We start from the raw sequence: 12,234 nt of genomic DNA, 5'->3' as shown, positions 1-12,234 counted from the left end.
CATAGATGCCTATATCACCCGGCTTGCTCAGTGGTCTGACACTCAGGCAGACACACTTTTCACGCGTCCGGTCCACAGCCCACGAGCCGCAGACCGCGGCCCGGGCGCGGCGCTGCGGAGCATGAGCGCCATGACAACTCTCCTGCCGCACGCGCCGTCTTGGCGCGGTCCGGCGCTCCTGGCGGGCGGCGCGGGCGCGCTGGCCCTGTCGCTGGCCGGCTGGTTCGACGTGGTCGGCGACTCCCCCTTCGCGCACACCGCGCTGCGCGCCCCCGCCGATCTGAGCGTGTATCAGGACGCGGCGTCCTTCGTGGCCTACGGAGGGGCACCGCCGGACGGGGCGCCGCCGGCGGGCGCGCAGGAGCAGTTGTACGGGCGCCCCTTCGGGGTCGCCGGGCTGCCGTTCCTGTATCCCCCCTTCGCCGCCGTCCTCTTCCGGCCCTTCGCCGCCGTCCCCCTGGACACCCTGGCGCTGTGGACGGCGCTCGCCTCGCTGGCGGCGCTGCTGCTGACGCTGTGGGCGGCGACGGGGATGCTGGGCCGGGCGCGCACGGCGGGCCGGGCCGGGGCGTGTCTGCTGGTGGCCGCCGGGGCGCTGTGGCTGGAGCCCGTACAGCAGAATCTGACCTTCGGGCAGGTCAATGTGGTGCTGATGGCGCTGGTGACCATGGATCTGGCGGTGCCGGATCACCGCTGGTGGAAGGGTGTGGGGATCGGCCTCGCGGCGGGGATCAAGCTCGCGCCGGGGCTGTTCCTCCTCTATCTGCTGCTGACCCGGCGCTTTCGGGCGGCGGCGGTGGCGGCGGGGACGATGCTGGCCACCGTCGGGGCGGGCTGGCTGCTGCTGCCGCGGGCCTCGCGGATCTTCTGGACCAGCGCGGTCGGCGGGTCGCCCGACGGCCGGACGTACCTGCCCAACCAGTCCCTCAACGGCGCGCTGCTGCGGCTGTCGCACAACGCCGTGGACGCCACCGCCGGGCTCCCCTGGCTCCTGATCTGCGCGTCGCTGGCCGCCTTCGGCCTGCTGGGCGCGGTGGCCGCCGCGCGGCACGGCCGGGAGCTGCTGGCGGTGTGTGTGATCGCCGCGCTGATGCTGCTGTGCTCGCCGCTGTCGTGGACGCACCACTGGGTGTGGGTGGTCCCGGCGCTCGCGCTGGCGGGGGACGCGGCGCTGCGCCGTCTGCCGCTGGGTGTGTGGGCACTGCTGGGGATCTGCTGGCTGTTCGCCGCCTGGCCGATGCGGATCACCGGGAGCGGCGCCTGGGACCCCGTCATGCCGCTGCTGCCGTACGGGCTGCTGTGGTACGTACCGCACGTCGGGGAGCGGGAGTTGCAGTGGGACCCGTTCCAGATGATGGCGGGCAACCTGTATGTGCTGCTCGGGGTGGTGTTCGTGGTGGGGGCCGCCCACGCGATGCTGGGGCGGCCCCGGCCCGTACGGCCCGCGAGGGTTCCCGCGCCCGCCACCGAGGCCCCCGTGCCGGCGGCCAGGACCTAGGCGGATCCGGGACTCACGCGCCGCTTCCGGGAAGGGAGTTGAGCAGGTGCAGCCGGGCGTCCTTGGTGGTGACGCTGCCGCACACCACCTGGGCGCCGCCCACCCGGAAGTTCCCGCCGGCGCCGGTGACGCTCACCGACACGCCCGTCTGCAGCGTGCTGTAGCTGCGGTTGGACAGGTCCTCGCGGGTCAGGTCCTCGGGGACGATCAGCGAGCGGATGAAGTCCCCTGCCTTCACCGGGTCTTTCAGGGCCGCCCGCCGCTCGGCGGTGAGGTGGGCGAACGCCTGGTCGGTGGGGACGAAGACGGTGACGTTCTCCATGGACAGGAACATGTCCCGGGCCTTGGCCGTCTTGATCAGGGCGGCGAAGGCGGCCAGCTGCGGGGTGCGGCCGATCAGCTCCAGCGCGCTGGTCCTCGCGGTGTCCGCACCCGCCCGCCCGCCGTGCGCCGCCAGCTGCGCGCAGGCGTCGCCGAAGGGCTTGTCGTCGCGGCGGGGGCCGACGGTGTGGGTGGGATAGCCGTCCGTCCGCACGCCAGCGCACCCCCCGACCGTCATCACCAGCGCGAATACGGCTGCTCCCGTGGCGAGACGGCGGCGGGGCGACCTGCGGGAAGACACCATGACGAGCCCTTTCCTGAGGTGGCCGCCGCGAACGGATGGGAGGGGGCGAGCGGGAGCGGCCGGGGAAACGATGCCACCCCAAGCGGGATGCAACCGGCATATCGCCGCCGCCTTCCCGCCGCCGCCACCCGTGCGCCGTACGCCGCCGCACGGCACACAGGGGCGCACCATGATCGTCGTACCGGTGTCAACGCGCCCCCGCAGCACGTCAGTTCACACTCGGCAGGCGCCGGTGCGCCCAGTAGCGTCCACACCCCGCCCATCCACAGGAGGGATGTCCATGTCCAGTGAGGACGCCACGGCTCAGGTCCTGTCCGCGGCACCTGCCATCGAGGTGCGGCCGCAGGGGATGCGCCGGGTCGCCGGTGCCGCCTTCATCGGCACCGCGATCGAGTTCTACGACTTCTTCATCTACGGCACCGCGGCCGCACTGGTGCTGAACAAGACCTTCTTCCCGACCCTGTCCCCGGTCAACGGCGTCCTGGCGTCGCTGTCCACCTTCGCGGTGGCCTTCCTGGCCCGGCCGCTGGGCTCGGTCCTGTTCGGGCACTTCGGCGACCGGGTGGGGCGCAAGTCCACCCTGGTGGTCTCGCTGCTGCTAATGGGCCTGTCCACGGCGGCCGTCGGACTGCTGCCCGGCTACGACTCCTGGGGTGTGTGGGCGCCGGTGACGCTGGTGGCGCTGCGCTTCCTCCAGGGCATCGGGCTGGGCGGCGAGTGGGGCGGGGCGGCGCTGATGGCCGTCGAGCACGCGCCCAGCGGGCGCCGCGGACTGTACGCGGCCTTCCCCCAATTCGGCCCGTCCATCGGCCTGTTCTGCTCCACCGGGGTCTTTCTGCTGCTGTCGGCCACCCTGAACGACGCCCAGTTCGGCTCCTGGGGCTGGCGGCTGCCCTTCCTGGCCTCCTTCGCGCTGGTGGGCGTGGGCCTGTTCGTACGGCTGCGGATCAGCGAGACCCCGGTGTTCGCGCGGGTGCTGGAGCGCCAGGAGGCCAGCAGGGTGCCGCTGGCCGAGCTCGTACGGCAGCACTGGCGCGAGCTGCTGCTCGGCGGCGGCGCCATGGTGATCTGCTACGGGCTCTTCTACACCGCCACCACCTACTGCCTGGCGTATGCCACCACCACCCTGCAGGTGCCGCGCACCACGATGCTGCTGCTGTCCATGGGCAGCGTGCTGCTGCTGGCGGCCGGCACCGGCTGGGCGGCGGCCCGTTCCGACACCCTCGGCAGAAGGCGCCTGGCCCTGATCGGCGGCACGATGTCCGCGGTGTGGGGGCTGGTGCTCTTCCCGCTGCTGGACACCGGGCAGCCGGTGCTGATCGCGGTGGCGCTCGGCGGTGCGCTGCTGTGCGTGGGCGTCATCTACGGGCCGATGGGCTCCTGGCTGCCGGAGCTGTTCAGCACCCGGGTGCGCTACTCGGGCGCCTCGCTGGCGTACAACCTCGGCGGGGTGCTGGGCGGCGCGGTGGCACCGCTGGTGGCCACCCGCCTCCAGGCGTCGCTGGGGTCGCTGGCGGTGGGCGGCTATGTGACGGTGCTGGGGATTCTGTCGCTGTGGTGCGTGTGGGCGCTGCCGGAGACCAAGGGGCGGGCGCTGGACGGATAGCGCGGGCCGGACCGACAGCGGGCGCCGGGGGCGGCGCGGGCGGCGCGCCGTTCGGACGGTGTGTCCGCGGCGCCCCTCGCGTTGCCCGCGCCTGCCGCCACGGGCGCCGACCAAGGCAGGCCCCGGCCCTGGAGGCAGTCCGTGGGACAGTACGACCTGATCGGCGCCCGCTTCGAGCAGTCGAAGCCGAGCGCCCGCTGGGCATCGAGTACCACCTCGCCGACGCCGGCGATCTGCCGGCCCTGGGCCGCTTCCAGGTCGCCACCGCCGTCTACCTGTTCAACTACGCGCCCACCCGCACCGCGCCGCACGCGATGTTCTCCGGCATCCGCCGCAGCCTCGTCCAGGACGGGCGGCTGCTGGCGATCGTGCCCAACCCCTCGCCGTACCCGGGCGCCAACTGGGACGCCTATGACGTGTCCGTACGGGAGCGGGTCGGCGGCGGGGAGGCGCCGCTGCTGCGCGCCGCGTTCCTGACCGACCCGCCCACGCCCTTCGAGTTCTACGAGTGGCAGCGCGGGGACCTTCGGATCGCGGCGCGGACGGCGGGGTTCGGCGAGGTGGAGTGGCAGCCGACGCGCACCCCGCTGCCCGACGCCGTACGCGACGAGGTGTTCTGGAAGGGCTACCGGGACCTTCCGGTCAGCTCGCTGATGATCTGCCGCTGACGCGGCGTACCGGGGCGCCCGCTGTCGGCGGGACTTGTGTGCTACTGGACGGGGGTGTCCAGGCTCTGGGTCCGCTCCTGCGCCTGGGCGCGGTCCCGCTCGGCCTCGGCGGCCACGGCAGCGGCCGCCACATCGGCCTCGCGGTGCCAGCCGCGCTCGCCGCGGGCGCGCAGCCAGGCCGTGGTCTCGTCCGGCGGCATCGCGGCCGCCACCAGCCAGCCCTGTACGGCGTCGCAGCCCAGGTCGCGCAGCCGCTCCCAGGTCTCGTCGTCCTCCACGCCCTCGGCGACCACCAGCAGGCCGAGCGAGTGCGCGAGGTCGAGGGTGCAGCGGACGATCTCGGCGTCCTCGGTGTCCACCGCGAGCCGGGCCACGAAGGAACGGTCGATCTTCAGCTCGCTGACCGGGAGGCGGCGCAGGTGGACCAGGGAGGAGTAGCCGGTGCCGAAGTCGTCCAACGACATCTTCACGCCGTGCCCGGTCAGCCCGGCCAGGGTGTCGGCGGCCCGCTGCGGGTCCTCCAGCAGGACGTGTTCGGTTATCTCCAACTGGAGCGCGCCGGGCGGGACTTGGTGCCGGGCCAGCCGGGCGGCCACCGCGCCGGCGAAGCCGGGGGTGTGCACATCGCGTGGGGAGACGTTGACGGCGACCGGGACGTCCAGCCCGGCGGCCCGCCACTTGGCGACCTGGCCGAGCGCGGTCTCCAGGACGTACTCGGTCAGACGGGGCATCAGCCCGGAGGACTCGGCGATCGCGATGAACTCGTCCGGCGGGACTCTGCCCCGGTCCGGGTGCACCCACCGCACCAGGGCCTCCAGACCGGCGACATGGCCGTCGAAGCCGACCTTGGGCTGGTAGTGCAGCTCGACGTCACCGGCGTCCAGGGCGCGCCGCAGGTCGCCCAACAGGCCGAGGCGGTCGGGGGTGTTGCCGTCCCGCTTGGCCTCGTAGACCTCCACGCCGCTGCGGTCCCGCTTGGCCTGGTACATCGCGACGTCCGCGCGGCGCAGCAGGCCCTCGGCGTCCAGCGCGTGGTCGGGGAAGACGGCGACCCCGGCGCTGGCCTCCAGCACGAGGGTGAGGCCGTCCAGGTCCAGGGGTGAGCCGAGCGCCGCGACCAGGGTGCGGGCCACGCGCTGGGCGCTGGTGAGGGAGTCGGCGGTGGGCAGCAGGACGGCGAACTCGTCGCCGCCGAGGCGGGCGGCCTCGGCCCCGTGCGGCAGGGCGTGCCGCAGCCGGTCGGCGATCTGCAGCAGCAGGCGGTCGCCCGCCAGATGTCCGAGGGTGTCGTTGACGGAGCGGAAGCGGTCCAGGTCGATGAGGACCAGCGCGGAGCGGGCGCCGATCCGCTCGGCCTCGTCCAGCGCGGTCCAGGTGCGCTCCAGCAGCCACTGGCGGTTGGGCAGGCCGGTGAGCGGGTCGCGCAGCTGCTCCTCGGCGCGGGCCCGCTGGATCCACAGGGTGGAGTCCAGGGCGATCAGCGGTACGGCGAACAGCGGCAGCAGGAAGGGCGAGTGCACCGCGGCTACCACGATCAGCGGGGAGATGCCGAGCAGGGCGACGCCGACGAGAGCCTGGCGGACCACGGCCGTTCGGGCGATGGTGGGCAGCCCGCCGCTGCGCGGGGCGAGGGTGAACCAGAGCAGGGCGCGGGTCACCACGAGGTAGGCGGCGGCCGCCGCGACTATCTCGGGCAGCACCGTCAGGTCCCAGGCGTCGGGCTGCCAGGGGTGGCGTACGGAGGGCACGACGCCGAAGGCGGCCAGGGTCAGCGCCGCGGCTCCTATGCCCAGGATGTCCACGGAGCCGTGCAGCATGGCCTGTCGCCAGCGGTGCCGGCGGGCGGCGCCGACCAGCACCACCACGGCCAGGCTCACCAGGATGGCGGGCACCCAGCCGTAGAGCATGAGGACGGCCAGGGCCAGGGCGGCGCCGGAGCCGGTGCCGCCCCACCAGCGGTCGCGGCCCAGCGCGACCAGATGGCCCACGATGATTCCGGTGAGGATCGCCAGGGACCAGCCCACCGTGCCGGACGGGAAGAGCGCCTCGCCCTCACCGAGGGTGCGGATGACTCCCGTGGCGAGGGCGAGGCCCGCCATGACGACCATGGCCGCGGGCAGCGCGGGCATGACGAGCCGGCGGAGCCGCGACGCCGGAGCGGCGCTGTCGGTCGGTTTCATTCCGATACCTCTCACAGCCGGCTGTGCCCGCGCCACGGCAGGCGCACACCTCAACAGTAGGCCGCAGAAGGCCGCCACGGGCAGCGATCGGCAGCGGTTGCCCGAATGCGACCCGGCCACCCGTAAGCATCTGGTATGCGCCGATGAGGTGACGCCTCACTCCTCCTCAGGCGGAGTGACGGCTACCGCTCGCGCCGCGTCGGGCCCCTGCTCAAGCAGCACCGTGAAGCCGTCATCGTCCAGTACGGGGACCTTCAACTGCATGGCCTTGTCGTACTTCGATCCTGGATTGTCACCCACCACGACGAAACCGGTCTTCTTTGAAACGGAACCGGTCACCTTCGCTCCGAGACTTTGCAGGGCTTCTTTCGCGCCATCTCTGGTGTGTGACTGAAGTGTGCCCGTTACAACGACGGTGACGCCTTCAAGCGGACGCGGACCTTCATCGCCTGTGGACTCCTCCTCCATCCGGACGCCGGCCGCCCGCCACTTCTCGACGATGTCGCGGTGCCAGTCCACGGCGAACCACTGCTTGAGGGAGGCGGCGATGGTGGGCCCGACGCCCTCGACCGCGGCCAGCTCCTCCTCGTCGGCCTCCTGGATACGCTCCAGCGAGCGGAACTCGCGGGCCAGCGCCTGGGCGGCGACCGGGCCCACATGGCGGATCGACAGTCCGGTCAGGATACGGGCCAGCGGGCGCTCCTTGGCCGCCTGGATGTTCTCCAGCATCGCCAGGGTGTTCTTCTTCGGCTCGCCCTTCTGGTTGGCGAAGAAGGTGACGATCTTCTCCTCGCCGGTCTTCGGGTCGCGCTTGGGCAGGCCGGAGTCCGGGTCCAGGACGTAGGACTTGATGGGCAGCAGCTGCTCGACGGAGAGGGAGAACAGATCGCCCTCGTCCTTCAGCGGCGCCTCGGCGGGCTCCAGCGGCTGGCTCAGGGCCGTCGCGGCGACATAGCCGAAGTTCTCGATGTCCAGGCACTTGCGGCCCGCGAGGTAGAACAGGCGCTCGCGGATCTGGGCGGGGCAGGCGCGGGCGTTGGGGCAGCGCAGGTCGATGTCGCCCTCCTTGGCGGGCTGCAGGGCAGCGCCGCACTCGGGGCACTCGGCGGGCATCACGAACTCCCGCTCGCTGCCGTCGCGCAGATCGACCACCGGCCCCAGGATCTCGGGGATGACATCGCCGGCCTTGCGCAGCACGACGGTGTCACCGATGTAGACGCCCTTGGCCTTGACCACGTCCTGGTTGTGCAGCGTGGCGAACTCGACCTCGGAGCCGGCCACCGTCACCGGCTCGACGACGGCGTAGGGGGTGACCCGGCCGGTGCGCCCGACGCCGACGCGGATGTCCACCAGCTTGGTGTTGACCTCCTCGGGCGGGTACTTCCAGGCGATCGCCCAGCGCGGGGCGCGCGAGGTCGCGCCCAGGCGCCCTTGGAGCGGGATCTCGTCCAGCTTGACGACGACGCCGTCGATCTCGTGCTCGACCGCGGTACGGCGGGTGTCCGCGTCGCCGTAGTGGGCGATGAATTTCCGTACGTCCTCCAGCGCGTCGACGACCCTGTTGTGCTGGGCGGTGGGCAGGCCCCACTCGCGCAGCAGGTCATAGGCGTGCGACTGGCAGTCGATGTCGAAGCCCTCGCGGGCGCCGATGCCGTGGACGACCATGTGCAGCGGCCGGGTGGCGGTGACCTTGGGGTCCTTCTGGCGCAGCGAACCGGCCGCGGCGTTACGGGGGTTGGCGAAGGGCGGCTTGCCCTCGGCGACCAGGCGCTCGTTGAGTTCGAGGAACTTCTCCATCGGGAAGTAGACCTCGCCGCGCACCTCCACCAGCGCCGGGACGCTGTCTCCCTTGAGGCGGTCGGGGATCTCGGAGATGGTGCGGACGTTGGGCGTGATGTCCTCGCCGGTGCGTCCGTCGCCGCGGGTGGCGGCGCGGGTCAGACGGCCGTTCTCGTACGTCAGATTGACCGCGAGGCCGTCCACCTTCAGCTCGCACAGGAAGTGGTAGCCGGCGCTCTTGGGGTCGCCGCCCAGCTCGGAGGCGAGCCGCTCGGCCCAGGCGGCCAGCTCCTCGTCGTCGAAGGCGTTGTCCAGCGAGAGCATCCGCTCGCGGTGCTCGACCTCGGTGAACTCCGTCTCGTAGGAGCCCGCGACCTTCTGCGTGGGGGAATCCGGGGTGCGCAGCTCCGGATACTCCTCCTCCAGCGCCTCCAGCTCGCGCAGCAGCCTGTCGAACTCCGCGTCGCTGACGACCGGAGCGTCCTTGACGTAGTACCGGAAGCGGTGCTCCTCGACCTGCTCGGCGATCTGCGCGTGCTTCTCGCGCGCCGTCGCCGGCACTGCTGCGTGCTGTTCGCCAGCCACCGTTTCGTCCTCCCGTGGTCCTTGAGTGATCCTCGATTTTCCGTCACTCAGGGTTGTCTGCGAGTGATCTCGCCGCCCGGGCGCAGTGAGCGAGGGCCGTACGGGCATATGCGGGCGAAGCGCCCGCCAGTCCGCACGAGGGAGTGACGACCACGGACTCGGCGAGAGTCCCCGGTGACAGCCCCAGCCTGCGCCACAGCGTCCTGACACCCATGACGCTACCGGCAGGGTCTGACAATGGGCCGTCCACGCCCGGCACCACGCCCGCCAGGAGCGTCGTACCGCCCTCGACGGCCTCACCGATCGCCTCGTCCTCACGCTCGGTGAGCAGTGAGAAATCGAACGAGATGCCCGCGGCGCCGGCCCGCCGCAGCAGGCCGAACGGGACCTGGGGCGCGCAGGAATGGACGATCACGGGCACCTGGAACGCGGCGGCGGCCCGTACGAGCTCGCGCAGCGCGCCCTCGACCACGGCCCGGTCCACGGCCCGGTGGGTGCGGTAGCCGCTGGCGGTCTTCACCCGGCCCTGGAGGACGGCGCTCAGCGAGGGCTCGTCGAGCTGGAGGACGGGGCGGGCGCCGGGCATCCGGCGCCGTACGTCGGCGAGATGGGCCCGCAGGCCCTCGGCGAGGGAGGCCGTCAGGTCGCGGCAGGCGCCCGCGTCGCCGAGCGCGGCCTCGCCGCCGCGCAGCTCCAGTGCGGCGGCCAGGGTCCACGGGCCGACCGCGCTGACCTTGAGCGCGCCCTCGTAGCCCTGCGTGAACTCCTCCAGGGCGTCGAGGTCTTCGCCCAGCCAGGAGCGGGCGCGGCGGGTGTCGCGGCCGGGCCGGTCGCTGATGCGCCAGCCGCTGGGCTCCACGTGTGCGTAGACCTCGACGAGCAGTCCCGTGGTCCGGCCGATCATGTCGGCGCCGGGGCCGCGGGCGGGCAGCTCGGGGAGGTACGGGAGGGCCTCCAGGGATCCGGTGACCGTCTTGGCGGCCTCGCGGGCGTCGCCGCCGGGCATCGAGCCGATGCCGGTCGCCGTACCGGCGGGCAGTGCGATCTTGGTGTCGTCCGTTGCGTCCGTGCTCACCAGGGAAGGGTATGTCGCTGCGGGACGTGGGTGGTTATCGCGGCCTGGCGGCCGCTCGTCCTCGAACGCCGGACGGGCTGGGTTTGGCCGGGCTCGCGCTCCGACGCCGGACGGGCCGGACTCGGCTGGGCCCGTACTCGGACGCCGGGCGGGCTGAAACTTACGAGCGGGTGCGGATGCCGAGCCAGGTGATGAGGGCTGCCAGGGTCAGGGCTGCTGCGGTGAGGGCGAAGGAGAGGGCCGTGCCGTGGTGGCCGCCGCCTGTTGCGGCGACGGTGGCGCCGACGCCGGCGATGCCGACCAGGGAGCCGATCTGGCGGTTGGCGTTCAGGGTCGCGCTGCCGATGCCCGCGTGCTCGCTGCCCGCGGCCTCCATCAGGGCGCCGGTCATGGCCGGGGACGCGACGCCGCTGGCGATGTTGATCAGGGCCAGGAGCGTGGCGAGGACCCCGTACGGCAGGTCCGGGGAGAGGAGGAGGAAGAGGACGGCGTAGCCGATCGCACTGAGGGCCAGGGCCGCGGTCAGGGTGCGGCGGTTGCCGAAGCGGGCGCCGACGCGGGTGTAGAGGATGTTGCCCAGCGGGATGACCAGGACGGCGGGCAGCATCTGCAGCCCGGCGGTGACCGGGCCCTCGCCGCGGGTGGTGCGCAGGTACAGGCCGAGTGCGAACAGCACGCCGTAGAAAGCGAAGTTGAAGAGGAAGCCGACGGCGTTGGCGGCCGAGAAGCGGGAGTCGGCGAACAGGACGACGGGCAGGATCGGCGTACGGCCCCTGCGCTCGCGCACGACGAAGCCCGCCGCCGCGGCCACGGCCACGGCGAACGCCCCCAGGACCGGCGCGGAGGTCCAGCCCGCCGCCGGGCCCTCGATGAGCGCGTAGCTGAGCGCGCCCAGGGCGAGGAATCCCAGGACGTGGCCCAGGGCGCCCAGCGGCGTACCGGTGCCCTGCCGGGCGACGGGGGCGACCACCCGCCGGGTGAGGGCGAGCCCCGCGATGCCGATGGGGATGTTGATCAGGAAGATGCTGCGCCAGCCCAGCGTGCCGACCAGGACGCCGCCGACCGTCGGCGCGAGGCCGACGGAGGTGGAGACGATCGCCGACCAGATGCCGAGCACCTTGGCGCGGCGCTTCTGCTCGGGGAAGGCGTTCATCAGCAGCGTCAGCGAGCTGGGCATGAACAGGGCCGCGCCCACGCCCTGGGCGAAGCGGGAGACCACCAGGACGGGGCCGTTGAGGGCGAGGGCGCCCAGCAGCGAGGCGGCGGTGAAGACGGCGAGGCCAGCCAGGTAGACGCGGCGGGCGCCCAGGCGCTGGGCGAGCGAGCCGGCCAGCAGGAGGAAGGCGGCGAAGGCCAGGACGTAGCCGTCCACGACCCAGGTCAGGCCGGACATCGTCAGACCGAGGCCGGCGCGCAGGTCGCCGGAGGCGACGTTCATGATGCCGGTGTCCAGGCTGGCCATCACGAACCCGAGGGCGAGGACGAGGAGTTGGCGGCCGCCGCCGCGGGGAACGGCCGGGGTGCCCGCCGTGCCGAGCGGGTGTGCCGTCGCTGTGAGGGCCGGTTTCGGAGCCGTCTTGCCGATCATGAGAGATAGTTAAAGCTGTAGCCATATTCGACGGCAATGGTTACAGCTATAACTTTACTGAACGCATACGAAAGGCCCCGGGCCACGATCGGCACCCGGGGCCCGAAGGCTCGCCGTACTCCTGCTCCCCGACGTACTCCTACTCCCCGACCCGGTCCAGCGCCTTGAGCAGCTGGTCGCGCAGCTCGGAGCGCTCCGCCAGGGAGAGGTGGTCCAGCGGGGTGTCCTCGCCCATCCGCCGGAAGATCTCCAGCCGCACCTCGCGCCCCTTGTCGGTCAGCACCAGCTGCTTGGCCCGCCGGTCCTGCGGATGCGGCTCCCGTACGACCAGCCCCTGCTTCTCCAGCTTGGAGACGACGTAGGTGACGTTCGGCGGCTCGCACTGGAGCAGCTCGGCCAGCTCGCGCGCCGTCTTCGGCTCGCGCAGCTCCTCCAGGGCGTGCGCCTGGGTCGGCGTGAGGTCCATCTCGGAGATCCGGCCGCGCCGGTGCGCGTCCATGCGCCGGCTCAGCTCGGTGACGAGCGCCCGCAGGTCCCTGAACCCGCACCCCGCCGCCGCGGTCGACTTCGCTTCACTGCTCACCCGTGCAGCGTACGTCGGCCGCGGCCGCGGCCGCGGCGGGCCGGTGC

9 protein-coding genes are annotated in these 12,234 nt (G+C 72.6%); 3 read left to right on the top strand and 6 right to left on the bottom strand.

Annotated elements, in window-relative coordinates; genetic code table 11:
- Positions 1-130: 130 nt before the first annotated feature.
- Positions 131-1,498, top strand: a complete 1,368-nt coding sequence (locus AC4IJH_RS02870) for a glycosyltransferase 87 family protein (RefSeq protein WP_490849857.1) — start codon at positions 131-133, stop codon at positions 1,496-1,498.
- A 13-nt stretch (positions 1,499-1,511) separates the two neighbouring features.
- Here AC4IJH_RS02870 and AC4IJH_RS02865 read toward each other — a convergent pair whose 3' ends face one another.
- Positions 1,512-2,123, bottom strand: coding sequence for a fasciclin domain-containing protein (locus AC4IJH_RS02865; protein WP_490849856.1), 612 nt, complete (start codon positions 2,121-2,123; stop codon positions 1,512-1,514).
- A gap of 280 nt (positions 2,124-2,403) precedes the next feature.
- On the opposite strand from AC4IJH_RS02865, the gene AC4IJH_RS02860 reads away from it, so the two are divergent.
- Both AC4IJH_RS02860 and AC4IJH_RS02855 read left to right on the top strand, forming a co-directional pair.
- On the top strand, positions 2,404-3,729 hold the full coding sequence (locus AC4IJH_RS02860) for an MFS transporter (RefSeq protein ID WP_490849855.1): 1,326 nt from the start codon (positions 2,404-2,406) through the stop codon (positions 3,727-3,729).
- Positions 3,678-4,397, top strand: coding sequence for a class I SAM-dependent methyltransferase (locus tag AC4IJH_RS02855; protein WP_490849854.1), 720 nt, complete (start codon positions 3,678-3,680; stop codon positions 4,395-4,397). Before AC4IJH_RS02860 ends, AC4IJH_RS02855 begins: the two co-directional genes overlap by 52 nt.
- A 41-nt stretch (positions 4,398-4,438) precedes the next feature.
- On the opposite strand, the gene AC4IJH_RS02850 is transcribed toward AC4IJH_RS02855, so the two are convergent.
- From AC4IJH_RS02850 to AC4IJH_RS02830, 5 genes are all read right to left on the bottom strand, one after another.
- Positions 4,439-6,577 (bottom strand): putative bifunctional diguanylate cyclase/phosphodiesterase, encoded by a 2,139-nt coding sequence (locus AC4IJH_RS02850; protein ID WP_490849853.1) that lies wholly within the window; start codon positions 6,575-6,577, stop codon positions 4,439-4,441.
- 156 nt (positions 6,578-6,733) lie between these two features.
- Positions 6,734-8,941, bottom strand: coding sequence for an NAD-dependent DNA ligase LigA (gene ligA / locus AC4IJH_RS02845; protein ID WP_490849852.1), 2,208 nt, complete (start codon positions 8,939-8,941; stop codon positions 6,734-6,736).
- Between the two features lie 43 nt (positions 8,942-8,984).
- Positions 8,985-10,016 carry a methionine synthase gene (locus AC4IJH_RS02840; protein ID WP_490849851.1) on the bottom strand — a complete coding sequence of 344 codons (1,032 nt, stop codon included), beginning with the start codon at positions 10,014-10,016 and terminating at the stop codon, positions 8,985-8,987.
- Between the two features lie 160 nt (positions 10,017-10,176).
- Positions 10,177-11,604: an MFS transporter gene (locus tag AC4IJH_RS02835; RefSeq protein ID WP_490849850.1), complete on the bottom strand. Its 1,428-nt coding sequence runs from the start codon at positions 11,602-11,604 to the stop codon at positions 10,177-10,179.
- A 139-nt stretch (positions 11,605-11,743) separates the two neighbouring features.
- Complete coding sequence (locus tag AC4IJH_RS02830; RefSeq protein WP_490849849.1) at positions 11,744-12,187, bottom strand: MarR family winged helix-turn-helix transcriptional regulator; 444 nt, start codon at positions 12,185-12,187, stop codon at positions 11,744-11,746.
- Positions 12,188-12,234: the final 47 nt, after the last annotated feature.

The sequence above is a fragment of the Streptomyces sp. UF-297 genome (assembly GCF_058245575.1).
The sequence above is the reverse complement of the archived record's forward strand: the minus strand, read 5'-3'. Positions and strand labels throughout refer to the sequence as shown.

Coding starts and splice junctions, on each gene's coding strand:
- AC4IJH_RS02865 (WP_490849856.1), bottom strand. CDS start 2,123: ATGGTGTCTTCCCGCAGGTCGCCCCGCCGCCGTCTCGCCACGGGAGCA.
- AC4IJH_RS02850 (WP_490849853.1), bottom strand. CDS start 6,577: ATGAAACCGACCGACAGCGCCGCTCCGGCGTCGCGGCTCCGCCGGCTC.
- AC4IJH_RS02835 (WP_490849850.1), bottom strand. CDS start 11,604: ATGATCGGCAAGACGGCTCCGAAACCGGCCCTCACAGCGACGGCACAC.
- AC4IJH_RS02860 (WP_490849855.1), top strand. CDS start 2,404: ATGTCCAGTGAGGACGCCACGGCTCAGGTCCTGTCCGCGGCACCTGCC.
- AC4IJH_RS02870 (WP_490849857.1), top strand. CDS start 131: ATGACAACTCTCCTGCCGCACGCGCCGTCTTGGCGCGGTCCGGCGCTC.